This window comes from Elusimicrobiota bacterium (assembly GCA_026388095.1).
Lineage (GTDB): Bacteria > Elusimicrobiota > Elusimicrobia > UBA1565 > UBA9628 > UBA9628.
Genome location: JAPLKL010000011.1, coordinates 1 through 25,865 on the forward strand (window position 1 = coordinate 1; position 25,865 = coordinate 25,865).

22 protein-coding genes are annotated in these 25,865 nt (G+C 67.9%); 8 read left to right on the plus strand and 14 right to left on the minus strand.

Annotation, left to right across the window (positions count from 1 at the left end; translation table 11 throughout):
- From pgsA to NTY77_02860, 12 genes are all read right to left on the minus strand, one after another.
- On the minus strand, window positions 1–529 hold a 529-nt coding region (pgsA, locus tag NTY77_02805; GenBank protein ID MCX5794412.1), incomplete at its 3' end, for a CDP-diacylglycerol--glycerol-3-phosphate 3-phosphatidyltransferase.
- A complete protein-coding gene (locus NTY77_02810) occupies window positions 526–1,425 on the minus strand; it encodes a DUF4115 domain-containing protein (GenBank protein ID MCX5794413.1) in 900 nt (299 codons plus the stop codon). The genes pgsA and NTY77_02810, both read right to left, overlap by 4 nt.
- 3 nt (window positions 1,426–1,428) lie before the next feature.
- On the minus strand, window positions 1,429–2,214 hold the full coding sequence (locus tag NTY77_02815; GenBank protein ID MCX5794414.1) for an outer membrane lipoprotein carrier protein LolA: 786 nt from the start codon (window positions 2,212–2,214) through the stop codon (window positions 1,429–1,431).
- Between the two features lie 20 nt (window positions 2,215–2,234).
- Window positions 2,235–4,454 carry a DNA translocase FtsK 4TM domain-containing protein gene (locus tag NTY77_02820; GenBank protein MCX5794415.1) on the minus strand — a complete coding sequence of 740 codons (2,220 nt, stop codon included), beginning with the start codon at window positions 4,452–4,454 and terminating at the stop codon, window positions 2,235–2,237.
- A gap of 13 nt (window positions 4,455–4,467) precedes the next feature.
- Window positions 4,468–4,959 carry an acetyl-CoA carboxylase gene (locus NTY77_02825; GenBank protein ID MCX5794416.1) on the minus strand — a complete coding sequence of 164 codons (492 nt, stop codon included), beginning with the start codon at window positions 4,957–4,959 and terminating at the stop codon, window positions 4,468–4,470.
- 5 nt (window positions 4,960–4,964) lie between these two features.
- A complete protein-coding gene (locus NTY77_02830; protein MCX5794417.1) occupies window positions 4,965–7,187 on the minus strand; it encodes a polyribonucleotide nucleotidyltransferase in 2,223 nt (740 codons plus the stop codon).
- A 3-nt stretch (window positions 7,188–7,190) separates the two neighbouring features.
- Complete coding sequence (gene rpsO, locus NTY77_02835) at window positions 7,191–7,457, minus strand: 30S ribosomal protein S15 (protein ID MCX5794418.1); 267 nt, start codon at window positions 7,455–7,457, stop codon at window positions 7,191–7,193.
- Window positions 7,458–7,509: 52 nt separating this feature from the next.
- Entirely contained in the window at window positions 7,510–8,055 is a 546-nt protein-coding gene (locus NTY77_02840; protein MCX5794419.1) for a hypothetical protein, read from the minus strand.
- Window positions 8,052–9,653 carry a hypothetical protein gene (locus NTY77_02845; GenBank protein MCX5794420.1) on the minus strand — a complete coding sequence of 534 codons (1,602 nt, stop codon included), beginning with the start codon at window positions 9,651–9,653 and terminating at the stop codon, window positions 8,052–8,054. The genes NTY77_02840 and NTY77_02845 overlap by 4 nt, the downstream gene beginning before the upstream one ends.
- 61 nt (window positions 9,654–9,714) lie before the next feature.
- Entirely contained in the window at window positions 9,715–12,750 is a 3,036-nt protein-coding gene (locus tag NTY77_02850) for a PAS domain S-box protein (protein MCX5794421.1), read from the minus strand.
- A gap of 86 nt (window positions 12,751–12,836) precedes the next feature.
- A complete protein-coding gene (locus tag NTY77_02855; GenBank protein ID MCX5794422.1) occupies window positions 12,837–14,114 on the minus strand; it encodes a CinA family nicotinamide mononucleotide deamidase-related protein in 1,278 nt (425 codons plus the stop codon).
- A gap of 17 nt (window positions 14,115–14,131) precedes the next feature.
- Window positions 14,132–14,437: a DUF3467 domain-containing protein gene (locus NTY77_02860; GenBank protein MCX5794423.1), complete on the minus strand. Its 306-nt coding sequence runs from the start codon at window positions 14,435–14,437 to the stop codon at window positions 14,132–14,134.
- 108 nt (window positions 14,438–14,545) lie between these two features.
- On the opposite strand from NTY77_02860, the gene gmk reads away from it, so the two are divergent.
- From gmk to NTY77_02900, 8 genes are all read left to right on the plus strand, one after another.
- Window positions 14,546–15,136, plus strand: a complete 591-nt coding sequence (gene gmk, locus NTY77_02865) for a guanylate kinase (GenBank protein ID MCX5794424.1) — start codon at window positions 14,546–14,548, stop codon at window positions 15,134–15,136.
- A gap of 10 nt (window positions 15,137–15,146) precedes the next feature.
- Window positions 15,147–15,452 carry a hypothetical protein gene (locus tag NTY77_02870; protein ID MCX5794425.1) on the plus strand — a complete coding sequence of 102 codons (306 nt, stop codon included), beginning with the start codon at window positions 15,147–15,149 and terminating at the stop codon, window positions 15,450–15,452.
- A gap of 24 nt (window positions 15,453–15,476) precedes the next feature.
- The gene (locus NTY77_02875) at window positions 15,477–16,223 is read left to right on the plus strand and encodes a uracil-DNA glycosylase (protein MCX5794426.1); all 747 of its coding nucleotides are present in this window, start codon (window positions 15,477–15,479) and stop codon (window positions 16,221–16,223) included.
- Window position 16,224: 1 nt separating this feature from the next.
- Entirely contained in the window at window positions 16,225–18,201 is a 1,977-nt protein-coding gene (gene priA / locus NTY77_02880; protein MCX5794427.1) for a primosomal protein N', read from the plus strand.
- Window positions 18,202–18,234: 33 nt separating this feature from the next.
- Window positions 18,235–19,107: a FecR domain-containing protein gene (locus NTY77_02885; GenBank protein ID MCX5794428.1), complete on the plus strand. Its 873-nt coding sequence runs from the start codon at window positions 18,235–18,237 to the stop codon at window positions 19,105–19,107.
- A gap of 1 nt (window position 19,108) precedes the next feature.
- On the plus strand, window positions 19,109–19,825 hold the full coding sequence (locus NTY77_02890; GenBank protein MCX5794429.1) for a response regulator transcription factor: 717 nt from the start codon (window positions 19,109–19,111) through the stop codon (window positions 19,823–19,825).
- A gap of 84 nt (window positions 19,826–19,909) precedes the next feature.
- Window positions 19,910–20,506: a hypothetical protein gene (locus NTY77_02895; protein MCX5794430.1), complete on the plus strand. Its 597-nt coding sequence runs from the start codon at window positions 19,910–19,912 to the stop codon at window positions 20,504–20,506.
- A 78-nt stretch (window positions 20,507–20,584) separates the two neighbouring features.
- Window positions 20,585–22,513 (plus strand): tetratricopeptide repeat protein, encoded by a 1,929-nt coding sequence (locus tag NTY77_02900; protein ID MCX5794431.1) that lies wholly within the window; start codon window positions 20,585–20,587, stop codon window positions 22,511–22,513.
- A 21-nt stretch (window positions 22,514–22,534) separates the two neighbouring features.
- On the opposite strand, the gene NTY77_02905 is transcribed toward NTY77_02900, so the two are convergent.
- Together NTY77_02905 and NTY77_02910 are read right to left on the minus strand one after the other, a co-directional pair.
- Window positions 22,535–24,436 carry a tetratricopeptide repeat protein gene (locus NTY77_02905; GenBank protein ID MCX5794432.1) on the minus strand — a complete coding sequence of 634 codons (1,902 nt, stop codon included), beginning with the start codon at window positions 24,434–24,436 and terminating at the stop codon, window positions 22,535–22,537.
- A complete protein-coding gene (locus NTY77_02910; GenBank protein ID MCX5794433.1) occupies window positions 24,436–25,674 on the minus strand; it encodes a hypothetical protein in 1,239 nt (412 codons plus the stop codon). The genes NTY77_02905 and NTY77_02910 overlap by 1 nt, the downstream gene beginning before the upstream one ends.
- Between the last annotated feature and the right edge of the window lie 191 nt (window positions 25,675–25,865).

Genomic DNA, 25,865 nt, shown 5'->3' on the forward strand with positions numbered 1-25,865 from the left:
AATAGAAGTAGGCGCTGGCCCAGGTGAACACGACGCAGAGGACGGTGAGAGGGTAGGGCAGGCGGGCCAGCCAGGACGGGGCGCCGGCGAAGTTATCGATGGCGACGAGGATGACCAGCATCAGCGCGACCGCGCCGCTCTGGACTCCCATCTTCCATTTGCCCCACTTCTCCGCGGCCATGACCTTGCCCTGGACCGCGGCCAGGGTACGCACCCCGCCCAACAAGAGGTCGCGCGCCACGATCAAGAACACTCCCCAGGGCGGGATGTCGAGCTCCCGCCTCTGGATGAGGGCGATGAGGGCGCCCAGGACGAGAATCTTGTCCGCGATCGGGTCGGCGATCTTGCCGAAGGCGCTGGTGGTGTTGGTCGAACGCGCCACGTAGCCGTCCACCCAGTCCGTGACCAGCGCGGTCGCGTAGAGCCCCAGGGCGGCGACGTGCCAGACCGGGTTGGAATGCATGAGCGCGAGGAACATGGCCAAGGCCATGATGATGCGGGCCATGGTCAACTGGTTGGCCAGATTCACGGGGATACTATCCGATACTCCCCGGTCCCGTCGGGCCGCGGCAGACGGTAGGGCGCGCCGTTGAGGGTGAGGGCCAGGTGCTCGGGGACCGGGGCCCGCAGCACGATGAGCTTCTGCGCCTGGAACTCCTGCCGCGCGTTCTTCGGGAGGCGGCCGGCGAAGAGGACGACCCCGTCCGCTTGGACGCTGACCCAGGTCTCGTCCCGGCACAAGAGGACCAGCTTCGGCGTGATGACCTGGCGCAGGGGCAGCAGCGCCTGCGGCCGGAGGCTTTCCTCGGATGGGGGCCCGCCAGCCGGGCGCCCGCGCGCGGACCACCAGATGAGGGCCGCGGCGAAGGCCAGGCTGAGGCCGACGCCGCCCAGCGCGGAGAAGAGGGCGCCGATGTAAGGCGCAGCTCGCAGGTCCAGCGCCGCCGGCGCTTGCGCCGGATGTCCCTGGGCAGGCGCAGCCGTCGCGGCGTCGAGCCCGGCAGGGCCGCCGTGCCCGACGTCATCAGGCAGTCCCTTGGTGGACGGCGCAGGGGCGGCGTTGGCGGTCGGGGCGGGATGGAGCTTGTCCCAGAGCGGCCGGAATTCGAACTCGAGGTACTCGCAATAGTCCGCCAGAAAGCTGCGCAGATACACCGGCGCCGGCAGGTCGTCGAAGCGGCCGGCCTCGAGAGCCTCCAGGAACTTGCGCGGGATGCGGGTGTGCTGGCTGACCGACTCCAGGGAGTAGCCTCGGGATAGGCGGGCCGCCGAGAGGCTCGCGCCTACTTCCTGCGCGGGCGCCAACGGCGGCGCCGAGGCGACGCCGTCCTGACCCTCCGGGGGAAAAGGAGGAGCGCCGGGCGTCACGGGGGCCGGCGCGGGCGTCGGGGCGGGGGTCTGGGCAGAGGTCCGATCCGGGTCCATGGCTCAGCGCGGGGAGGCCGGGAAGTCGAGGACGTCCGCCCCAGCGGGCGGAGTGAATTGGAACTGGGTCTGCGGCAATTCCGGGTTGAAGCGGACCTCGGAGAAGACGGTGCGCGCCGAGACCGACCCCACGCGCAGTTCGGAATCGATCGGGAAGAAGTCGCGCGTGGAGAGGCGCAGGGTCAGGAGGAAGTCCCCGCCCGGGCCTCCGGCCCGGGCCCGAGGCTTAAGATCGAGAGCGAGGTTGCGGTGGCCGTCGGCATCCGGGGCCGAGACCGTGGACAGCGTCACGTCGTAGCGCTTGAGGAGATCCGCATAGTTGCCGAAATCCAGGAGACCTTGAGCGAGGGGCTGGGACCTCTTCCACTCTTCGAGCTTGGAGCGGATGACCTGACCGTTGGCCGGACGCCAGACCCAGACCCGCGAGCCGTCGCAGACCAAGGTCTGGGCCTCCGGGGTCCGGTGCTCGATGCGCAGGCGGTCCTTCTTGCCGTAGGCCAAGGTCCCGGCCACCATTTGAGTCTGGCCCGTGTCTTCCGAGCGGACGGACTGCAGGAAGGCCGCGGAGAGCGCGCGCAGGTCGCGGTCGAACCGCTCGAAGCGTTCCAGCACCAGAGGCACGGTGAGCGTCTCGGTGGTGGCGGGATAGAGAGGCAGCGAGGTCCCGGCGCTCGGCGTGGAGACGGCGACCTCGGGCGCGCCGGCTTTGGAGCGCGGCCGCTTGCCTTTCGTCGCCGCAGCGGACGGGAGAGCCAAGGACATGACGAGCAGCGCAGCCAAAGTTCTCATTCGGGACCTCTTCATGGCGGTCAGCGTTTCCCCTCGTTGATGGGGACTTGCGGGAAATCGGCGCGCAGGCAGGCCTCGATCTCGTCGAAATGGATCTCCCAGCGGTTGGAGCCGTCGGGCTTGTGGATGAGGCCCTTGACTTCCAGGAGGCTCAGGATGTTGGTGGCGCGGGCCGAGGAGCCGAACTGGCTCTTGAGCAGGTCCTGGGAGACGCGGCGGCGCTCCAGCACCAGCTTCAAGGCCTGGGAGAACTCCAGCGCGGTCACGCCGAAGGAGGCGAGGTCCGCCTCTCCCGGCTTGGGCATGGTCTCGAGCTCCGGGTAGTCAGGCTTGCCCTGGCCGCGCAGATGGGCCACGACCTGGTTGATCTCTTCCTCGGTGACGTAGGCGCCTTGGCAGCGCTCCGGCGACTGCGAGCCCGCGCTGCGGTAGAGCATGTCGCCGCGGCCCTGCAAGGTCTCGGCGCCCATGATGTCGAGGATGACCTTGGAGTCCACTTGCGAGATGACCTGCATGGCGACGCGGCAAGGGAGGTTGGCCTTGATGACCCCGGTGATGATGTCCACCGAGGGGCGCTGCGTGGCCAGCACCATGTGGATGCCCACGGCCCGGGCCATCTGGGCCAGACGCTGGATGTTGTCCTCGACCTTGCCGCCGGCCACGAGCATGAGGTCGGCCAGCTCGTCGATGACCACCACGATGAAGTACTCCCGGGGCTCGCCCCGCTTGTCCGCTTCCTTGTTGTAGCCATCGATGTTGCGCACGCCGTAGAGCTGAAAGCGGGCGTAGCGGCTCTCCATGATCTTGACCAGGTTGGAGAGGGAGTTGGCGGCTTCCTTCGGGCTGGTGACCACCGTGACCTTGTCCGCCGGCACGATGGGGTCGAAGAGATGAGGGATGCCCTCATAGAAAGTCAGCTCGAGGCGCTTGGGGTCGATGAGCAGGAACTTGACCTCGTCGGGCCGGGCCCGGTAGAGGATGGAGAGGATCAAAGAATGGACGAACACGGACTTGCCGGAGTTGGTGGCCCCGGCGACCAACAGGTGCGGCATCTTCTGCAGGTCCGCCGACATCGCCTCGCCCGAGGCGGAGAGGCCTACGGCGAAGGTCAGCAGCGACGCGTCCGGCGGCAGCGCCGGGCTCTCCAGGACCTCGCGCAGGACCACCAGGGCCGGCCGGGCGTTGGGAATCTCGATGCCCACCGCGTCCTTGCCCGGGATGGGGGCGATGATGCGGATGCCCTTGGCCTTGAGCGCCCGGGCGATGTCCTTCTGGAGAGTGACGAAAGCGCTGACCTTGACCCCAGGCGCCGGGGTTACCTCGTAGCGGGTGATGACGGGGCCGGGCGCGTAGCCCGTGACCCGGGCCTCGATCTTGAAATCCTTGAAGGTCTGCTCCAAGGCTAGGATGGCGGACTTGATCTCGCTTTCGAGAGGCTTGCCCGTGTTGGCCGCGGCCGGGCGCGGCCGGAGCAGGTCCAGGGGCGGGACCTGGTATCGGCCCGCTGTCGCGGGGCGCCGCGGCTTCTCAGCGCCTTTGGCGGGTCGGGCCTTGGCGGCCGCTCTCTCTTCCACGACGTTGACCGGCTCGACCGGAGAGGCGGTCTGGGGCGGCGGGGCGGGGGCTGCGTCCTTGATCGCCGCGTCCCCTTTCGGGGCGCGTTCTACGCGGCCGGCGAGCTCTTGCCGGGCGCGCCGCCATCTTTGGAGATCATCGGCGACCACGGCCGTCAACCACGCCGCCGCGGCCGAGAGCCGCAGGCCCAGGACGGCCTGCAGGGTGAACAGGAGCAGGGCCGCGCAGACGATGAAGGCCCCGAAGCCGCCCAGGGCGTTGGCGAGCCCGTCGCCCAGGCCGCTGCCCAGCACCCCCCCTGCGGCCGACGGGGAGGCGCCGAAGGGATGCGCCGAAACGGCGAGGACGCCCGCAGCCGAGGCCAAAGAGACAAGAGCGGCGACGCCCATGACGACGATCCCGGCCGCGCGGCCTTCCTTGAAGAACCGGTACAGCCCGCATGCGATGATGACGGGGATGAGGAATACCGCATTGCCGAACAGCCCGCGGAGGTGCTCGTTGGCCCACTGGCCGGCGCTGCCGGAGAGCGCCGGGACGAGGACCAGCCAGCAGAGGTAGAGAGCGAGGACCGCAGAACCGACCGCCGAGGCCAGGTTCCACCTGGCGCGCCGGCTCTTGGAGATGCGGGAGGCTCTGGCGTAGTAGCGGTGAGAGGGCTCTCTCATGGGCGCGCGCGCGTCACGCCCGCTGGATCCAGAAGACGTCTTGGCCGGCCTTGACCGGCTTGCCGTTCTCCACCAGGACCTTGACCACGGTGCCCGCGAACTCCGCCTTGAGCTCGTTGAACACCTTCATGGCCTCGATGATGCAGAGGACTTGGTTGGGCTTGACGCTGTCGCCTTCCTTGGCGAAGGGCGGGCTCGACGGAGTCGGGGCCCGGTAGAAGATCCCCATCATGCTGGACTTTACGGCGCTGCAGCCGGCGGGCATGCCTGCTTCAACGGGCGCCGCGGGGGCCGCCGAGGCTGGCGCCGCGCCCGTCCCGCCGACGAAGACCGGGACGGGTACTTGGGCCGGAGCCACGGCCGCGCGCCGCACTAGGCGGAGTTTCAAGCCCGGCTCCTCCACCTCGACCGTCTCGAGGTTGTTCTCGGTCATGAAGCCGTAGACTTCCTTGAGCTTAGGCAGGACCCCGTCGCAGGGGTCCTGCTTGGCATTCTTGGCTGACATGGGGCTTAGCGTCGCCCCCGGCCGCCGCCTCCTCCTCCGTGCCGCGGCCGGCCGCCGGGGCCGTCGCGGCGAGGCGGCCGCGGCTCCAGGACTCCTTCGGAGCCCGGGGAGAGCACGGCCTTGCGCGAGAGCCGGATCTTGCCGTCGCTGTCGACCTCGAGGCACTTGACCTCGACCTCGTCGCCTTCTCGGAGCGCGTCTTCCACGCGGGCGACGCGCTTGACGTCGATCTGGGAGATGTGCAGGAGGCCTTCCTTGCCCGGGAAGATCTCCACGAAAGCGCCGAACTCCTTGATGGAGACCACGCGCCCCTTGTAGATCTTGCCCACCTCGGCCTCCAAAGTCAGGGCCTCGACTTCGGCCTGGGCCTTGGCGCAGCCGTCCGCCTCCACGCCTCCGATGAAGACCGAGCCGTCGTCTTCCACGTCGATCTCGACCCCGTAGGTCTCGATCATGCGGCGGATGTTCTTGCCGCCGGGGCCGATGAGCGCGCCGATCTTTGACACGGGGATCTGCAAGCGCAGCAGCCTCGGGGCGTAGACCGACAGCTCCGGGCGGGGCTCGGCGAGCGCGGCGTTCATCTTTTCGAGGAGGAAGAGCCGGCCGCGGCGGGCCTGTTCCAGGGCCTCCTTGAGGATGGATAGCTTGAGGCCCTCGACCTTCATATCCATCTGGAAGCCCGTGATGCCCTTGGTCGTGCCGGCCACCTTGAAGTCCAGGTCGCCGTTGTGGTCCTCGAGCCCCGCGATGTCGGTGAGGATGGCGTACTTCTCGCCTTCGAGCACCAAGCCCATGGCGATGCCGGCGCAGGCGGCCTTCATGGGCACGCCCGCGTCGAAGAGCGCCAAAGACCCGCCGCAGACCGAGGCCATGGAGGAGGAGCCGTTGGATTCCAGGATCTCCGAGACCAGACGGATGGTGTAGGAGAACTGCTCTGCGTCGGGCAGCAGGACCGCCAGCGAGCGGCGGGCCAGCGCGCCGTGGCCGATCTCGCGGCGTCCCGGGCCGCGCTCGGGCTTGCATTCTCCGACCGAGAAGCCGGGGAAGTTGTAGTGCAGTAGGAAGCGCTCCTTGTACTCGCCCTCGAGCTCGTCCATGACCTGCATGTCGCCCGGGGTCCCTAAGGTCGCGGTGACCAGGGCCTGGGTCTGGCCGCGGGTGAAGAGCACCGAGCCGTGTACGCGCGGCAGGACTCCCATGTTGATGGTGATCTGCCGGATCTCGTCGAACTTGCGGCCGTCCGGCCGCAGGCCTTCCTCGACGATGACGCGCCGTCCCTCCTTGTGCAGGATGTCGTCGGCGATGGCCGAGACGTGGGCCTGACCGCCGAAGAGCGGCGAGGCGGTGTCTTTGATGGCCTCGAGTTCCTTGACCACCGGCTCCCAGACCGCGTCGACCGCGGCGGAGAAGGTCTCCTTGGTGGGATGTTTGGCGTGCAGGACCGCGAGTATCCCGTCGTGGATCTTCTTGGTGACGAAGTCGACCACGGCGGCCGGCCGCTCCACCTTGACGATCTCGCGCTTGACGATCTTGCGCCCGGCGGCCTCGCTGGCCGCGACCAGCTTGAGCTGGAGGTCGCAGAGCTTCTCGATGGCCGCGGAAGCGGTCTCCAGGGCCTGGGTGAAGACCTCTTCAGGGACTTCGTTGGCGCTGCCCTCGACCATGAGGAGCGCGCCCTTCTTTCCCGCCACCACCAGCTCCATCTCGGCGCCGTCGCGCTCCTCGAAGGTCGGGAAGAGCACCAGCTCGCCGTTGATGCGCGCGATGCGCACCGCGGCCACGGGCCCGGCCCAGGGGATGTCCGAGAGCATCAGGGCCGTGGAGGCGCTGTTGATGGCCACCACGTCCGAGTCGTTCTGAAGGTCCGTGGAAAGGACCAAGGTGTGGACCATGGTCTCGAAGCGCCAGGACTTGGGGAAGAGCGGCCGGATGGGCCGGTCGATCTGGCGCGCGGTCAAAGTCTCCTTCTCACGGGGCCGGGTCTCGCGCTTGAAGAAGCCGCCGGGGATGCGGCCCGCGGCGTAGGTGCGCTCCCGGTACTCGGAGGTCAGCGGGACGAAGTCCCCGGTCTTCGCGGTCCAGGCGGCCGTGGCCGCCGAAAGGGTGACGGTGTCGCCGAGGTGCGCGGTCGCGGATCCGCCCGCCTGCTTGGCGATGGTCCCGGTCTGCAACGTGATGGTCTTTCCGCCCACAGTCTCCTGTAGGCTTATCTTCTGGATGTCGCTCATGGGTTATTTCCTCAGGTCGAGCTGCTTGACCAAGGTCCCGTAAGCGGCCAAGTCCTTCTTCTTGAGGTAATCGAGGAGCCGGCGTCGCTGTCCGACCAGGCGCAGGAGGCCGACTTGGGTGGCGTAGTCCTTCTTGTTGCCCTTGAGGTGGGCGGAGATGTACTTGATGCGCTCGGTCAGCAGGGCCACTTGGACCTGGGGGCTGCCCGTATCTCCAGTCTTCTTGGAGTATTTCTTCACGATATCGGTTCTATTCTCTTTCGTTATCATGCATTGATTATAGGAGTTATGCTCCGAGGGTGTCAATGAAACGGGGTGAGGGCTACCGCGCGCTGGGGCGGAAGGAGCTGAGGAACCGCTCGAATACGGCCGCCGGCTCGGCGGCGTCGGCCTGCGGCGCCGCGAAGCCGATCTCATAGAACCCGTCCGCGGCCGGCAGCAGGACGGTGCGCACGGACTGCTCGCCCTTGGGGGCGAACTCCGGAGACTGCGGCAGGGGCCTCATCGAGGTGAACTCCTTGCCCGCCAAAGGGCCGACCTTGATGTCCGTGACCGGTCCATGGGAGCGGCCGGGCAGGTCGCGGGTCCGTTCGGCGATACAGGCCTCGAGCGAGGCGTAGCGGCCGCCTTTGGCCGCGTGAAAGTCCATCGCGATGTAGGGGCGCACGGCCTTGCGGCCCCGGGTCGGGGGCGCTAGAAATTGGACGCCGGGCTCCTCTCCGGCCGGGTTCTCGAGGACCGTCCAATCCTCGGGGACCTCGGACGCGAACCGGGCCGAGGCGTGGCTGTAGGCGACGAACTTCGCAGTCTTCACGGAGCACCCCATGAGAATGGCGCCGATGAGCGGCAAAGCGAGGGTCCTAGTCATTTCGGGCCCAGGGCTCTGGCGACTCGGGGCGGGAGCGGGACCTTGAGTTCGGCGCTCAGGGATTTGATGAGGGAGGAGCTCGGCTCGCCGATGATCCAGGGCTTATGGTTCGCCTCGGCTTTGGCCAGGCGCGCCTCGACGCTGGAGAGCGCTTCCTTGAGGACGGCGGTGAGGTCCGGGCGCAGCTCGTCGAGGAACTTCCCCGCCAAGGCCCGGTCATAGGCGGTCTTGAGGCCCGGCAGGCCCATGGTGGGGACGTTCTGCGCGTCCCAGTTGCGCGCCATGAGGATGAAGCCCTCGGCGCTGCGCTTGGGCCACTCCCGCTGCTCCTGGGCCAGGGCGGCCGCATAGTAGTCCTTCTCTTTCTGGCCGTGGAGGCGCAGCTTGTCGATCGTGTCGACCTCTCCTTGGTAGAGGGAGACCTTGTCCCGGCGGTATTTGGCGAGGTTGTCGATGTAATCGGTGTATTCCACGACGGTCCCTGGGAAGGGGCCGTTCATGCGCAGCACGGACGGATCGGCCTGCGCCTTCTCGTGGAAATACCGGTTCTGGGTCCCGAAGGCATCCCACTCCTTCTCGATGGGATATTTCATGCGGTTGAGGATGTCGACCCAGCCGTTCTTCCAATCGTTGAAGGCTCCGGTGCCGCCGCTGCGGTACTGGGCCGCGTGGGTCATCTCGTGCACGTACCAGGTGTCGAAGACCCGCGCCAAGCCCGGCATCAGGTCCGGATGTCCGGCGAGATAACGGCGCAGCGCCGCCGGGTCCGTCAGGTCTCCGGCCTTGGCCGCGCCCGGGTCCAGAGAGCGCACCGAGTCCGCCAGGACCAGCGTGTTCAAGGCGATCTTCTCCTTGCCGGCCTTGCGGCTGTGCTGGGCGATGGTGTCGTAGGAATCGAGTTTCTCCAGGACCACCGGCGGCGGGTTGCGCATGGAGTCGAGGAGCTTGCGGCCGGTCGGGTATTTCCTGACCTCGGCGTTGAAGACCTCCCGGAGCCTGCCGTCGACCTGGGCGGGCTGCAAGGGAGCGGTCGTGAGGACAGGGACGCCTGGCGTTGATGCCCCTTTCGGGGGTGGAGAACGACTGCCCGAAAGGGGCGGCGCGTCCAGACGCGCCGCGCCCATGCGCGCCGCGCGCTCGACCGGGGCCAGGTCCGCGGCCAGCAAGCGCGTCAGACCGAGGGAAGCGGCTATGCCCCGGAGCTTGACCTCGACCCTCGCCGCCGTCCCTTCCGGGAGCGGAGAACGCCTGCCCTTCAGGAACGACGGGCCCGGGCTCGTCGCCTTCTTGCGCGGGACGCCCTGCGGCGCGTAAAGCTCCTTGGCCTTGGCCGTATCCGCGGCGGAAAGCCCCAACTGGGCAGCCGCGGCCTCGACCTTCTTAAGGTAGGCGGCGGCCTCGTCCGGGGAAGAGCAGGGCAGCTCGCAGCCTTCCTGGACTTCGCGGGCGAGCCGGAAGGTCTCATCGGAGATGGTCGGCTGGCCCGGCTGGTGGTTCAGGAACGCCGCCCGGGACGCGTCACGGGCGCCAGTCTGGGGCGCAGCCTGCAGGGGCAGGCAACAGGCCAACAATAGCGCGGCAAGCCAAGGGCGGGTCATCGGGGTCCCTCGCGGCGGGATAGTTTGACCCCGGCGGCGGCCCTTGTCAAGAGCCCCGGGCCTAGGCGCCCGGCTTCTGGGTCAAGGTGTTCACGACCGTTACCAGTTCGGCCGGGTCCACCGGCTTGGGCAGGCAGATCTGGAAGCCGGCGCGCAGGGCCTTGGTGCGGTCCTCGGAGCTGGCGTAGGCGGTGAGGGCCGCGGCCGGGACCTGTCCCCCTTGCTCGGGCTTCAAGGCCCGGATGCGGCGCAGCAGGCCGTAGCCGTCCTCGCCGGACATGGCGATGTCCGAGATGAGCACGTCGGCCCCATCCCGGGTGAAGAGCGCGAAGCCTTCCGCGGCCGTGGCCGCGCCCCGGGTCTCGGCGCCGCAGTATGATAGGGCCGAGATCAGCATGCCGCGGGTGTCGTCGTCGTCCTCCACGACCAGGATGCGCACGCCCTGCAGGAGCCGGCGGATGGGCGGCCCGGCCTCCGGCGCCGCCGCGGGCCGGTCCGGGGCGGCCGCGCGCGGCGCCGCGGCCAGCGGCAGGGACACCGTGAACCTGGCGCCGCGGCCCGGGGCGGGCGGCGCGACCGAGACCGTGCCGCCGTGCAGGTCGACGAGGCGCTTGGCGATGGCCAGGCCCAGACCCAGGCCCCGGTGCATGCGGGTGAGGGAATCCTCTTGTTGCTGGAACAGGTCGAAGAGGTGGGGATAGAAGTCAGGGCTGATGCCGGGGCCCGAGTCCTCGACCGAGACCACCGCCGCCGAGGACTCCTGGCTGAGCTGCACTGTCACGGTCCCCCCATCGGGGGTGAACTTGACGGCGTTGGAGATGAGGTTCCAGAAGATCTGACGCAGCCTCTGCGGGTCCGCCTCTACCGTGAGCCCCAGGACCGGCGCGCAGTCCAGGCGCAGGGACTTGGCCTGGGCCGCGGATTTCAGCTCCGCCCCGGCCTCCGCCACCACGCCGCCCAGGTCCACGATCTGCCGGCGCAGGGTCAGCTGCTTGCGCGCCAGGCTGGAGATGTCGAGCAGGTCCTCGATGATCTGCTTCTGGAGCTGCATGTTGCGGTCGATGACTTCCATGGCGCGGTCGCGCTCCACGGGGCTGAGGTCTCCCGAGCGCAGCAGCCAGTTCCAGCCCAGGATCGCGGTCATGGGCGTGCGCAGCTCGTGGGATACGATGGCCAGGAACTCGTCCTTGGCGAGGCTGGAGGCCTCGGCCTCGGCGCGGGCCTTCTTCTCGAATTCGAGCAGGCGGGCGCGCTCCCCCTCGGCCTGCCGGCGCTCGGATATGTCGCGCGTGAAGGAGACGCTGAACTCCTCGCCCTCGAACTGAACGTGGTTGACAGAGATCTCCACCGGGATGACGCGGCCGTCCTGGGCGCGCTGGCGGGCCTCGAACTTGAGGTAGCCCTCCTGCCGGAGCCTGCGCCATTGCGCCTCCCAGGCCCGGGGATCGTGATCCGCGTCTATGTCCGCCATCGTCATCTTGAGGATCGCTTCCCCGCTGTAGCCCAGATGGCGGCAGGCGGCGGGATTGGCGTAGCGGACCCGGCCGCTGGGCTCGGCCCACATGACCGCGTCCGAGGTGTGCTCCATGGCGAAATGCATCATGCGCAGGGCGCGCTCCGCGTCCTTGCGCGCGGAGATGTCCTCGGAGGTGCCCAGCACGCCGATGATCCGGCCCTCGGCGTCCTTGAGCGGCAGCTTGCTGGTGCGCAGCCAGGCCTGCGTCCCGTCCGGCTTGGCCTGAGCTTCCTCGTAGCCCAGCTTGGGCCTGCCGCTGGACATGACCTCCTCGTCGTCGGCCCGGTGGCGCCGGGCGCTCTCCTTCCAGCTCATCTGGAAGTCGTCCTGGCCCAGGATCTGCGCGAGGTCGGAGAGGCCGGCGTCCTTCAGGAAGGCTTGGTTGCAGCCCAGATACCGGGACTGCCGGTCCTTCCAGAAGACCCGCTGGGGGATGAGGTCGAGGACCAGGCGCAGCATCTCCTGGGATTGGCGGATGCGCGCTTCCGCCTCTCTGCGCTCGGAGATGTCGTGGACGAAGGAGAAGTGGTATTCCTTGCCCCCGAACTCCATGTGGTTGATGGTGACCTCGACCGGGAAGATCCGTCCGTCCTTGGCGCGGAGCTTAGTCTCGATGCGCAGGATGCCCTCGCGCTTGGACTTCTCCCAATGCTCTTGCCAGCGGGAGGCCGGGAGATCCGGGTCCATGTCGTGGATGCTCAGGCGCAGCATCTCCTCGCGGGTGTAGCCCAGCGACGTGCAGGCGGCGTCGTTGACATACTCCAGATGCGCGTCTCGGGCGACCCAGTAGATCGGCATGGAGCAGCGGTCCACGGCGAACTGGGTGAGGCGCAGAGTCTCCTCGGCCTTGCGCCTCTCGGTGACGTCGCGCGCCACGCCGCAGGCTCCCGCGAGCTTGCCGTCATCGTAGACCGGCGTGGGGTCGAGCTCCATGAGCCCGCGGCTGCCGTCATCGCGCAGGAACTCGATCTCCACGCGCTCGGGGAAGACCCCGGTGCGCATGGCCTCCTGGAACCGGGCCTTGATGCCTTCGCGCATGTGCGGGGCCACGCGGTCGAGGAAGCTCTGGCCCAGCAGGTCGGAGGGATTCTGCCGGCCGTAGATGCGCGCCAGGGCCTTGTTGGCGAAGAGCCGCTTGCCCTCCCGGTCGGTCAGGTAGAAGCCCTCCTGCATGGTGTCGATGACGGTGCGGAAGCGCCGCTCGGATTGGATGAGCTCAGCCTCCACGCGGTGGCGCGACGTGACGTCCAGGGCCAGGCCCACGACCGCCTTGAGCCTGCCGGCCGCGGTGAAGACGGGGTGGTAGGAGGTCTCCCACCAGAGCTCGCCGATCGGCACCACGGAAGAGAAATCCTCGCCCTGCAAGGCCCGGCTCAGGTCCGCCAGGACGCCGGGCGAGTCCTGGTAGAACTCCAGCGCCGACCGGCCGACCGCTTCACCGGGCGACAGGCCCAGCGTGGCGAGCCCGCGGCCGGTGGAGAACGTGAAGCGCCCCTGCGCGTCGATGCCGAAGATGATGAGCGGGGCCTGCGCGACGATCGCTTCGAACGGCTCCGACGCCGGCGGTATCGGGAATCCCACCGGTGCCCGCCGGATTCCCTTACGGCCGGCGTTTCGGGCGCGCCTCTTGGGGCGCGCGGAGGAGGGCTTCTTCCTAGGCTTGGCCCTCATCGGCGCAGCCTCAGCCAGAGCAGGCGCAGGGCCGCGGCCACGGCCCTCTGCCGTACGGTCTCCCGGTCGCCGGAGAGCCTCCAGCGGCGCACCGCGATCCCGGCGCCGGGCCCCGCGACGGCGGCGAAGACCAGCCCCACGGGCTTGGCGGCGGTGCCGCCTGACGAGCCGGCGACGCCCGTCACCGAGACGCCGACGTCGGCGCCGGCGACGCGACGGGCGCCCGCCGCCATCTCCCGGGCGCAGGCGGCGGAAACCGCGCCGGCGCGAGCCAAGGTCACGGCCCTGACCCCGAGCAGGCCGCGCTTGAGCGAGTCGTGATAGGCCAGGACCCCGCCCCGGAAGTAATCGGAACTCCCAGGCACCGAGGTCAGGCGGCCGCTGAGCAATCCCGCGGTGCAGGACTCGGCCGCGGCCAAGGTCAACCTGCGGCGGCGCAGGAGTCCGCCCACGGCCGCCTCCAAAGTCAGGGCGCCTTCGCCCACGACGTGGCCCGCGAGTAGGCGCAAGGCCTGGCGCCTGCAGCGCGCGATGAGCCCGCGCGCGCGGCGCGCGCTGGAGCAGCGCGCCAAAACGTGGAAGTCCACTTGGCCGGGGCCCGCCAGGATGGTGAAGTCGAGCTCGGGCCCGGCCTGCCGCGTGAGGGGCTTGAGGCGCTCGTCGGCGGCGGATTCGGGCAGGCCGCAGAAGTGCAGGTCGAGGGTCGCGGCGTGGAGCCCGCGCGCGTAGGCCCGGCGCAGGCGCGGCAGGACTTCGCAGTCGAACAAGGGGAGCAGTTCGCGGGGAGGGCCCGGAAGCAGAGCCACGGTCTGCGGCGGGCCGCCGCGGCGCCTTACGACGATGACCTGCCCAGGGGCCGAGCCGACCCGGTTGGCCAGGGGCGCGGCTCCGCGCACGAGGAAGGCCTGGCGCCGGTTCTCCCTGGGGAGCCTCGTGCCCAGGCGGGCGAATTTGAGGCGGATGCCGGCGTAGAGCCGGGGCGAGAACACGAGGTCGCGGCCCAGCGCCCGGGCCACCGCCTCGCGGGTCAGGTCGTCGAAGGTGGGGCCGAGCCCCCCGCACACGATCAGCGCGTCGCAGCGCTGCAGAGCCGCGCGCACCGCGCCGGCCAAGGCGTCGGCGTCGTCGGGAAGGATGGTCGCGCGGGAGAGGCGCAGGCCCGCCGCGCCTAGGCGGAGGGCCAGAGCGGCGCGGTGCGTCTCGGGGCGGCCGTCGAGGAGCTCGGTGCCGACGCAGAGGAGTTCGACCACGGCAGCCGGCAGACTCCTGGCCACTACGCGCGCCTCATCGGTTACTGGTAGACGCCGGAGGGCGGCGGCGCGGCCTCCGGATTCTCTCCGGCTGGGATGGCCCCGAAGCGCGCCTCGTACTTCTCGATGTTGTCTTTGAGCGCCCACATGAGGCGCTTGGCGTGCACGGGGGAGGAGACCAGGCGCGTGAGCACCTTGGCCTTGGGCGATTGGGGCTGGAGGAAGATGAAGTCGAAAATGAACTCGGTCTCGCTGTGGGTGATCAGCGCGAGGTTGGCATACACGCCGCGCGCGGTGGCGTCGTCGATGTCCACTTGGAGCTGCCCCGCCTTGGATTCCTGTTCCATGGGGCCAAGTCTAGCATTTTCGTGCGAAAATTCATCTCCGCGGCCCATCCTCGCGGTCGCGTTCTTCTGTTGCACGCGCGCGCGAAAAACTGTTATCATCTTCTGCTCATGCCCAAGGGTGCTCTGGTCATCATCTCCGCGCCCTCAGGAACCGGGAAGTCCACGGTCTGCCGTAAGCTCCTGCTGCGCCGCAAGGACCTGCGCTACTCCGTTTCCTGCACCACGCGGGCGCCCCGGCCCGGCGAGAAGCACGGCCGGCACTACCAGTTCCTCGGGGCCGAGGACTTCAAGCGCCGCATCCAGCGCCACGAGTTCCTGGAGTGGGCCATGGTGCACGGCCACTACTACGGCACGCCTCGGCATTTCATCGAGAGCTCTATCCAGGAGGGCCGCTGGGTGCTGCTGGCCATCGACGTGCAGGGCGCGGCCGCCATCCGGCGCAAGCTGCCGGAGTCGGTCCTGGTCTTCCTGCTGCCTCCGTCGTGGGAGGAGCTCAAGGAGCGCCTGGCCGGCCGGCACGAGGATGCGCAGTCCGCGGCGACGCGCCTCACCAACGCTCGCGCGGAGCTGGAAGCCGCCAAGCGCTACGACTACGTCGTGGTCAACGACGAGCTGGACGCCGCGGTCGGACAGATCGAGAGCATCATAACGGCCGAGAGCCTCAAGACCTCGCGCCGCGAGTTTTTTGGACTTCCCTGAGGAGGGTTCGATGACGAAGAAGGAGCCCAAGGCCCAGCCGCAAGCGGAAAAGACCGTCGAGGAGATGATCCTCAACTACCAGCTGGACAAGTACTCCGCCATCCCCTTGGCCGCGCTCTGGGCCAAGGAGCTGCATCGCCGCGAGGAGAACCGCCATCTGACCAACGTCGAGATCCTGGAGAAGGCCTTGCACGACGTGCTCGGCGGCACCGTGGACTGGAAGAACGCGCGCAAAGCCATAGCCGCTTTGCCTGCGGCCGCCGTCGAAGCCGGGCAGCCCGGCGCGGACGACGGGGCCAAGAAGTCCAAGGCCTAGACCGGGCCGTCGCGCCGAGGGCCCGTGGCTGACGAACTGCTGGAGTTGACCCGGCGGCTGCGCCGCCGCGTCGAGCAGTCCCACCGCTCCTTGTGGAAGGCAGGAGCCTCCTCTGAGCCTCAGGGGCGGGTGGCCGACGGCAGGACCCGCCCCGGGGCCGCGGACAATGCCGCGCGCCTGGCGCAGGTCGCGCGCGAGGTGGAGTCCTGCCGCCGCTGCCCCCTGGGCAGCACCCGGCTCAAGGCCGTCCCCGGGACGGGCTCGTCCGACGCCCAGGTGCTCTTCGTGGGCGAGGGGCCAGGGTTCGCTGAGGACCGCCGCGGCGAGCCCTTCGTGGGCCCGGCCGGCGAGCTCTTGGATCGCATCCTCGCCGCTATCGGGCTCTCCCGCAGCACGGTCTACATCGCCAACATCGTCAAGTGCCATCCCATGAAGGATCCCGGCGCTCCTGAGGCCCGCGGCAACGACCGGCCGCCTACCCCCGAGGAGATGGCCGCCTGCCGGCCGCACCTCGCCGAGCAGATCCGCATCCTCGCGCCCCGCTGCATCGTGGCCCTGGGCGCGGTTGCCGCGCGCGCCTTGTTGTGCAGCGAGGCTCCCATCGGCCGGCTGCGCGGGACTTGGGGCCAGTACCGCGACGGAAACCTCGCGGTCAAAGTCCTGCCCACCTACCATCCCGCCGCCCTCCTGCGCGACCCCGAGCTCAAGAAGCTCGTCTGGCAGGACATGAAGGCCCTGCGGATGGAACTGGAGAGCGCGCCTCAGGCCTAGGATGCGCATCGCCGACGTCGCCTTCCCGGTGCCGCTGCGCAAGGGGTTCCATTATGCGGTTCCCTCCGGGTTGGACGTGCGGCCGGGGATGCGGGTGCGCGTGGAGTTCGGCGCCTGGCTGCGCACCGGGACCGTGCTCTCCGTCTTCGACGGGGATTCGCCGTTCAAGCTCAAGCCCGTGGCCGGCGTCCTGGACCGCGAGCCGGTCCTCTCCCAGGAGCTGCTCGGCTGCGCGGCCTGGATGTCTCGCCGCTACGGCGCGCCTATCGGGGAGTGCGTCAAGGCCGTGCTGCCCGCCTTCCTGAAATCCTCCGACGAGCCGGCGCAGCTCGCGGCCTTGGCCGCGGGCGCGGTCTTGCCGCCGGCCTTCGAGCTCACGGCCGGGCAGTCCCTGGCCCTGGACACCATCTCCCAGGCGCTGACGCGGCGCCGCGCGGAGACTTTCCTGCTCTACGGCGTGCCGGCCTCGGGCAAGACCGAGGTCTACCTGCGCCTCATCCGGCAGGTCGTGGACTCCGGCGGGCAGGCGCTCTTCCTGGTGCCGGAGATATCCCTGACCGGCCCCTTCTTCGGCGAGTTCTGCGACTCGCTCCAGGTCCCGGTGGTGCTCTGGCACAGCCGGCTCAAGGACAAGGAGAGGCGGCACTCCTGGCTCGCCATCCGCAGCGGGCAGGTCCGCGTGGTGGTGGGCGCGCGCTCGGCGGCGCTGCTGCCCTTCCGCGACCTGCGCCTGGCGGTGCTCGACGAGGAGCAGGACGAGTCCTTCAAACAGGAGGGGCAGTCCCCCCTCTACCATGCGCGCGACGTGGCGGTGCACCGCTGCCGCGCCAGCGGAGGCGTGACCGTGCTGGGCTCGGCCACGCCGTCCTTGGAGAGCTGGCAGGCGGTCAAGCGCGGCGAGGTCCGGCTGGTGGAGATGCCGCAGCGCGTCTCCAACGCGGCCAAGCCCGAGGTCACGCTCCTGCCCCTGCCCTTGGGCCGGGCCATCGCCCCGGAGCTGCTGGACAAGATCCGGCAGCGCCTGGCCCGCCGCGAGCAGACCATCCTCCTGGTCAATCGGCGGGGCTACGCCACCGTGGTGATGTGCTGCAAGTGCGGCTGGGTGGACCGCTGCGCCTCCTGTGGCGTGGCCAAGATCCAGCACGAGGACCCGGCCGCGGGCTTCGTTCTGCGCTGCCACCACTGCACCCGCCAGAGCCCCCTGCCCGCGCACTGCCCGCAGTGCGCCAACCCCGGGCTGCGCGTGATGGGCGCGGGCACGCAGAAGGTGGTCGCCGAACTGCGGCGCTTCATCCCGGCCGCGCGCGTGCTGCGCATGGACAGCGACACTCTCTCCGAGCGCGGCGGAGACCGCACGCTCTACGAGACTTTCCGCCGCGGCGAGGCGGACATCCTGGTGGGGACCAAGCTCGTGGCCAAGAGCTTCCACTTCCCTCAGGTCACGCTGGTGGGCGTTGTGGACGCCGACACCATGCTGCACATGCCCGATTTCCGCTCCTCGGAGCGGACCATGCAGATCCTGGCCCAGGTCGCGGGGCGCTCAGGCCGGGCGGACAAGGCCGGCGAGGTGGTCCTGCAGACCCTGCAGCCCGACCACATCGCGGTGCGCGGCGCGCTCCAGGGCGACTACGCGGCGTTCGCTGACCAGGAGCTGGGGCTGCGCCGCGAACTGGGCTATCCGCCTTTCAGCGGGCTGGTGCGGCTGGTCTGGACCGGCAAGGACGAGGCGGCCCTGGCCGAAGCCGCGGCGGCGGCCGTCGCGACCTTGCGTGACGCGCTCTCCGCGTGCGGCCACGAGGTGGTGGGCCCGGCCGCCGCGGTCCTGCCCAAAGCCGGGGGCCGGTTCCGCTATCACGCCTTGGTGAAGGTGGCGGAGCCGGAGCGGACCCTGGACGCCGTGCTGGCCCGGATTCAGGAGTGGGCGTGTCCGAAATCCTTTCGGTTTCAGGTGAATGTGGACCCATATGATTTGTTCTGACAGCTCCTCGGGAATATTGTTATAATGGCTCGGATGGCGCCCAGAGCATCGCGGGTCTTCCTCTTCGCGGCCTTGCTGGCCGGAAGTTGGTCCTTGCGTCCGGCCCGGGCCCAAGAGGCGGCCGACGAGTACGAGGCCCGGCTCACCGAGGTCAAGGGCGAGGTCACGGTGTTCACGTCCGAGGAGCCCGACGGCGTGCCGGGCGACCAGGACATGCCGCTGGCAGCGGGCGACCGGGTCAAGACCGCGGCCGACGCCAGCGCCGAGGTCACCCTTTCCGGCGAGCACTGCGTCCTCCTGCGCGCCGGCTCCGAGCTCGCCGTCACCTCCGTCAAGCGCAGCCGCTGCGTGCTGACTCTGGCCTTGGGCAGCCTGCTGGCCAAGATCCAGACCTTGGCCGGCGGCGGCTTCCAGGTGCAGACGCCGGCGGCCGTGGCCTCGGTGCGCGGCACCGAGTTCGGCGTCGAGGTTGACGCGGCGCAGCCGGACCAGACGCACGTGGGCGTCTTCGACGAGGGCAAGGTGGAGGTGTCGGGCCAGACGGGCCAGCCGGAACTGCTCAAGTCCAACCAGGAGACCAGCGTGCGGCGCGGGGCGCGGCCCCTGGCGGCCTACCAGCTCAGGCGCTTCGCGCGCCACCGTCAGTTCATGAGGGCTTTCCGCAAGAGGGCCCAGGCCGTGCGCAATGGCTGGCGCGCTTTGGGCCTGCAGGCGCGCCTGGGCAAGCGCCGCGAGATGCTGCAGAGGCTGAGGCAGGTGCGCGAGCAGAGGCTGGAGAAGGCGCGGCAGAAGGCTCAGCAGAAGCTGCGCGGGCGCAAGGGCAGCAAGGCCCTGCGGCCGGACCAGGAGAAGATGGAGAAGCGCAAGAAGGCCATCCGGGAGAGGCTGCGCCGGCCGGGGAACTGAGTTGTTCATAACGATCGCGGGCGAAGAGCGGAAGTTCTGCGCGCAGCTCCAGGCGCTGCTGCTGGGGCAGAACCACAAGGTGACCGTGCTGACGTCTTTGGCTCTGGTGATGGAGTCCTTGCAGGGGCTGGCGCCGCATCTCCTGGTGGTGGCGCCGGAGTCCGATTCCGACGGCGCGGCCCGCTTGCTCAAGTCCATCCGGGACGAAGCGGGCCTGCGCCGGCTGCCGATCCTCTGCGTCAATCCGCAGGGCGGCAGCGCCGACGGCGTGGGCTATCTGGACGCCGGGGCCGATGATTTCATCAACCGGCCCTTCAATGGGCAGATCTTCCTGGCGCGCGTGCGCACGCTGCTGCGCCGGCGCATCTGGAACGGGGACCTGGAGGAGGACGAGGTGACGTCCTTGCGCTGCGGCCCGCTGCTGATGAACCTGGTCTCGCGCCAGGTGCTGGTGGCGGGCATCCCGGTGGTCCTGACCCGGCTCGAGTTCGACCTGCTGGCCTTCCTGGCCCGCCGCCCGGACGAGGTCTTCAAGCGCGAGGATATCCTGGAGACCGTCTGGAACTATCCGGTGGATGTGGCGACCCGCACCTTGGATAAGCATGTGGAGACCTTGCGCCGCAAGCTGGGCGCCTTCGGCTCGGCCGTCCAGACCGTGCATGGCATCGGCTACCGCCTCGAGCCTCCTCAACAGCAGCCCAGCAAGGCGAGGCGTTGACTCCCCAGGAGGAAGGCGAGAGAAAATAGGATTTACGCAAGTGCATTATGTTCTATAATGAACGGCAATCAAAGGAGGAACAACATGACTAACCGAAGCACGCTGCTTTCGCTCGCCGTCTCAGCCCTACTCTGCGCGGCCGCTGCGGCCCGCGCGGCCGATGCCCCGGGCTCGGCCCAGACCGACTTCCCGTGGGGCTCCGTGACGCTCCTGAGCGGGACGGCGGCCGACTTGGAGCACCAAGTCGACGTCCGCTCCGCCGCCTTAGGGAAAATCGCTCCCGCCAACGGCGCTCTCGGCGACCTCACCAAGCTCAAGGCCCCGCTGCTGCGGATCGCCTTCACCGACGTCGCGCGCATCGTGAAGACGAGGCAGCTCACCACCTTCGTGGGGCGCCATATTCTCGCGGCTTCGGCTTTCGACTTCGCCGAGGTGTCGTTCCCGGCGGATATCGCGATTTCCACACACTCTGCCGCGCTCGTGATAGGCACGCTGGGGAAAGCGCGCGAGATCATCGCGGCAAACGGGCAGAAGGTGGCCGTGGCCGGCGTCTCCGCGCGGCTGGTCGGCGTAGTGGACGGAGGCGTCCCGCAGGCCAATGGGACGTTCTCCTTCGCGCCGAACAGCCCGATCCGCATCTATCAGCTCAAGCCCCGGGCAAAGAAGAAAGCCGCCAAATAGAGGAGCCCTCAGACCAAGCGCCGCGGAAACGTGTTCCTCATTCCGCGGCGCTTGGGTCCCCCCCATCGCTGCGCTGAAATGGGCGCCAAATCGAAGATGCGCGCGCCCGGCTTTCCCTGCGATTCAGGGGAGCGCGCGGAGGGAGTATCCGCCTGGCTGGTCCCTGCGGCCGTCTTCGTCATAACCTGCGCGTTCTTCCTACCGGTCCTCAGCAACGGGTTCGTCAATTGGGACGACGACAAGTGGCTCCTGACCAACCCCTACTTCCGCGGGCTGGGCTGGGCGCAGATGAAATGGATGTTCACCAGCTTTCTCATGCGCAATTACGTGCCCCTGACCTGGATTTCCTGGGCTCTCGACTACCAACTCTGGGGGATGAATCCCTTCGGCTTTCATCTCACCAATCTGCTTCTCCACGGACTCAACGCCGTGGTGTTCTACCGGTTATGCCTGCGCTTGCTGGACTGCGCTCTGCCCGCCTCCGGCCGGGAGCGGGCTACCGGTCTGCGCGCGTGCTCGGGGCTGGCCGCGCTTTTTTTCGCGGTCCATCCGCTGCGGGTCGAATCCGTGGCCTGGGCCGTGGAGCGGCGCGACGTGCTTTCCGGCTTGTTCTATCTGCTGACCCTGCTGGGCTACCTGCGGGCTTGCGGCGCGCAGTTGGAGCCGGCGCGCCGCCGGCGCTGGCTGGCCGCTTCCCTGGCGGCTTACGCCGTGTCGCTGTCGGCCAAGGGGATGGGGGTGAGCCTGCCGCTGATCCTCGTGGTGCTGGACATCTACCCTTTGCGCCGGCTCTCCGGCGACTGCCGGGGCTGGCTTGGGCCCGGGTCCAGGGGAGTCCTCCTGGAAAAGATCCCCTTCCTGTTTTTAGCCCTGGCCGTCGGACTCATCGGGCTCCTGGGCCAGGCGCACAGCGCAACCATGCTGTCTTTGCGAGAATACGGACCGGCCGCGCGCCTGGCCCAGGCGTGTTTCGGCTTGGTCTTTTACCTGGTGAAGACGGCCTTTCCCCTCCAGCTTGCGCCGCTTTACGAGCTGCCGCTGCGTCTTGAACCCGGGTCCTGGCCGTTTCCGCAGAGCATGGCTCTTGTCTGCGGCCTGACCGCGGGCTTCGTCGCCCTGCGCCGGCGCTGGCCGGCGGGCCTGGCCGTGTGGACATGCTACGCCGCGACCTTGGTCCCGGTTTCCGGGCTGGTTCAATTTGGAGCCCAGATAGCCGCGGACCGATACACCTACCTTCCCTGCCTGGGCTGGGCCGTGCTCTTAGGCGGCGGCCTTCTGGCTCTCTGGCGCCGGCGCAGCCCATGGCTGCCCCTGGCCCTGGGGCTGGCGGTGACGGCCGTGGCGGTGCTCGGCTCCATGACTTGGCGGCAAGCCCGGTTCTGGCATGACTCCGAAAGCCTGTGGCGCCGCGTACTTGCCGTCGACCCGGACTCCAGCGTGGCCCACAACAACCTGGGCAATGTCTTTTCCGCGCGCGGAGGGACGCAGGAGGCTGTCGCGCATTACCGCCAAGCGCTCCGGTTGAACCCGAATTTCGAGGAAGCCCACAACAACCTCGGCGCGGTTTTGGCCGCCCAAGGCAGGCTCGCGGAAGCGATATCTTGCTACCAAGCGGCTCTCCGGATCAAACCGGATTATGCCGAGGCGCATAACAACCTGGGATTGGCCTTGGCCAGCCAAGGCGGGCTCGACGAGGCGGCCGTCCAGTACCGGGAAGCCCTGAGAATCAAGCCGGACTACGCGGAGGCCTACAACAATCTGGGCCTGCTGCGCGTGGGGCAGGGCCGATTGGACGAGGCCATCTCCTATTACCAGGAAGCGCTGAAGATCCTTCCGGACCACCCGGTCATCCACGCCAACATCGGCATAGCCCTTTACCGGCGGGGACAAGTCGAGGAGGCCATCCGGCAGTACCGTGAAGCCTTGGCCCTGGATCCCGGCGCCGCGCAGGTGCGCAAGACCCTGGAACTTCTAGGCGCCCTGCCGGTTTCCCCAGCCAGGCCTTGAGCGCGCCTTCCGGCGCGCTGATCATCGCCGTATCGGCCGTTTCAGGAATGCCGAGACTTTTTCGCAAGGGTCCAAGCGGCGAGGGTCGATGCGAAGGGCTTCTCGGCACTCCCGCCTGCCTTCGTCGAATCTTCCTTGCAGCATCAAGGTGACGCCGAGATTCCCATGGGCGTCGGCATGATCGGGCTTCAGGTTCAGCGCGGCTCGGAATTGATCCGCGGCCTCGTCCAAACTGTTCCCGCGGGCCAGGGCCAACCCGAGGTTGTTGTGGATCTGGGGCTCTTGGGGCTGCAGCCTCAGCGCTTCTCGATACTGCGCGGCGGCGGCCTGAAAGTCGCCTTGACGCGCCAGGGCCAGTCCAAGATCATTGAGTATGTCCACGGAATCGGGCCTGGCCTGCAACGCCCGGCGATAATGCTCCACCGCTTCTCCGGGCTTGCCCTGAGCGGCGAGGGCGTCGGCCAGGTTCCGGTGAGCGTATGGGTAATCGGGGAATATCTTGAGCGTCTCGCGGTACTGGGCTATCGCCTCGTTCCACCTGCCCTCCTGCGCCAGAGCGTAGCCGAGGTTGTTGTGGGCTTGGACTAATTCAGGGTCTATATCGATGGCGTAGCTCCACAGGCTCTTCGTGTCATGCCAGACCTGGGCCTGCCGCCAAGTCAGGACAGCGAGGAAGCAAACGACGCCGGCCGCGGGAAACAGGAGCTTCCTCGCCATTTCGACGCGGCGGTCCCACATGGACAGCATCCCGCCTCCCGCCAAAAGCGGCCATGCCATGCAGGAAAGATAAGAATAGCGGTCGGCGGCGAGCTGGGAGCCGAATTGGACGAAACCGAGGACCGGCAGCAGCGTCGCGACATAGAATGTCCATGCGGCCAATCCAGCCGGCCAGTCCCGCCGGGCCTTCCAAAAAACCGCGGTCATGGATAGCAACAGGGCGGCACGGAACGCGAATTCCCCGCTCGCGGGAGTCAGGCTGGGCAGGCGGTAGAGCGGCAGCAAGCGGAGCGGGAAGATCGTTTTCCATAGGTAGAAAGTCAGGCCGGCGGCGGCTTGTGCGATGCGGGCGGAAAAGCCATGCGCCTGCCAAGCCATCAGATAGCCCTCATGGCTCTGCCCCATGTAGCCGATCACTGCCATGGCGAGGGCGAGAGCTGCGTAAGGGAGTTTTTCTACCAAGAGCGGACGCTGCGGCGGGGCGAACCACAGAAGCGGGTCGCCGGGCAATCTTCTCAACGGGTAGACGTCCAGGATCAACAGCGCGACGGGCAGCGTCACCCCGATGCCTTTGGACAAAAGGGATGACGCATACGCCAGAAGCGACAGCAGATACCAGCGTCTGCCCGAGGAGCCTTCCCCGCCGGCACAGGACCGCAGATAGGCGAGGATCGTCCCTAGATAAAATAGACCGGAAAGGACGTCCTTGCGCTCCGTGGCCCAGGCGACGGACTCCACGCGGAGCGGATGGAGAGAAAATAGAAGGGCGGAAAACGCGGCGGACAGGCAAAGCCCCAGATCGGTCTTGGATCCGCAGCGCGCCAAACGCAGCAGGCGAAGGCTAATAAGGAAGAAGAGGGCCGCATTGAAGGCATGGAGGACGATATTGGTCAGGTGGTACCCTGTCGGGTTCATCCCCCATAAAAGATAATCGACGTCGAAACTGATCCAAGTCAATGGCTGGTAATGGCTTTGGTAGAAGGTGGTGAACATCCACCGCAGTTGTGCCCAGCCGAGGCCCCGGTAGTTCTGATTGCCGGTCAGGACGAAGTTGTCGTCCCAGAGCAGGAACTGATTCCGAAGCGCGGGAGAGAACGCCAGAAAAGTCGCGAAGGCTACGGCAACGGCGAAAAGCCAAAGATGGACCGGCGCACATTCCGTCCCAATAGCGGCGGGAAGAGACGGCCTGTTCTCGTCTGCCCTCATCAACGGGCGCCTGTCGTAGGCAAAGATCCTCCATAGGCGCTGAGCAATCGGTTGACCATCGTGTCGCTCACTCTGCCTCCCGTCGCATTGCACATCAGATCCCGCGGGGCTGTGCAGACCTCCCACCACGTGACGCCGTTGGGATCTTCCGGCGAGCCTTCGAAAGCGTGCAGATAGAAGTCCGTAAAGCCGAGCAGATGGGCGAACTCATGGGCGAGAATCCGGCGCGTGGTCGTCCCGGGAGCCAGGAAGATCGCCCTATGGGTCTCGAACGAGGACTCGGCGCCTGTGGTCAGGACGAGCAGCGCGGGGTCGAAGCGCGCCAGATGCGCGTCAGTGTTGATCCTCGTGCCGCGAGCCGGCGGACCTTTCGGATATAGACTTGATGGGGAACGGCGGCTCCAATCGAGGATGATCTGCAGCCCCGCTTTCTTCATCGCTTCGCCGCCATTCCAGTGCAGCGCGACCGCCTCCGAGAAGGCCCGCAGGAAAGCCTCATCCTCGATATCGGTCTGGATGCGCACAAACATGACCCGAACGCCTGGGCCGATCTCCTGGATGTGAAGTCCGGGCGTGGGCGCGAATCCCAGCAGCAGCCCGCTGTCGAGCTTGACGCGGGCCGCTTCGATCCGCGGCATCGTCTCTGGAGTCATCGGCACGGTGGCCAAGACCCGGTAGGCCTCAAGGAGCTCATTGAATGGCTTGAAGGACTCCGCCCTTGGCTGCCAGTTGGCATGGTAGTTCAGATTCCCGTCTATCTGCTTGAAGATCCCCGATAGGCGCTCATAGCCATCGAGGAGCGCGCCGAGATCGGCTGTCCGAGACGAGAGCTTTACCGACAGATCCGCCGCCACGGATTTTTGCGAAACGACCGCAACGGCGAGGTCCGCAAGAGAGGAATGGACTTCGTGAAGCTCGATCTTCTCCGGACCGTCAGGCCGGACCTCCGGCAGCAGCGCGTAGCCCGTCGGACGCGGTTTCGGGGGAGCCGGCTCCAGTCTGGCAAGCAGATCCGGGCGCTCGGCCTTGATCCGCTTTTGAAGAACCGTCCATATATCGCGGACCTGCACCGACAGCTCGTCTCGGGCCGAAGCGATGCGGTCGTAGGTCGCCTTCCAGGGGGGCTGCACGGGCAGTCCGTAGGCCCGGGCAGGACGCCAAGAGAAAAGGCCCAGCAAGCCGATGAGCAAGAAAGCGATGCGGGCCGAACTCCCCGCGCGAAAGTCCTGGGGCCGCATAGGGCTATTGTATCACAGTCGCAGGACTTGATGTCCCCAGTGTGCGGACGTGTAAGAAAAAAATTAAAATGTCCGCTTTGAGAAAAATAGAAATGTCCGGTTTTGGGCTACCATCATGGGATGGACGACACCGAAACAATAGAGCTGAGCATGCGTGAAATAGACAGATTGCGGGTGATTCGAGACGTTCT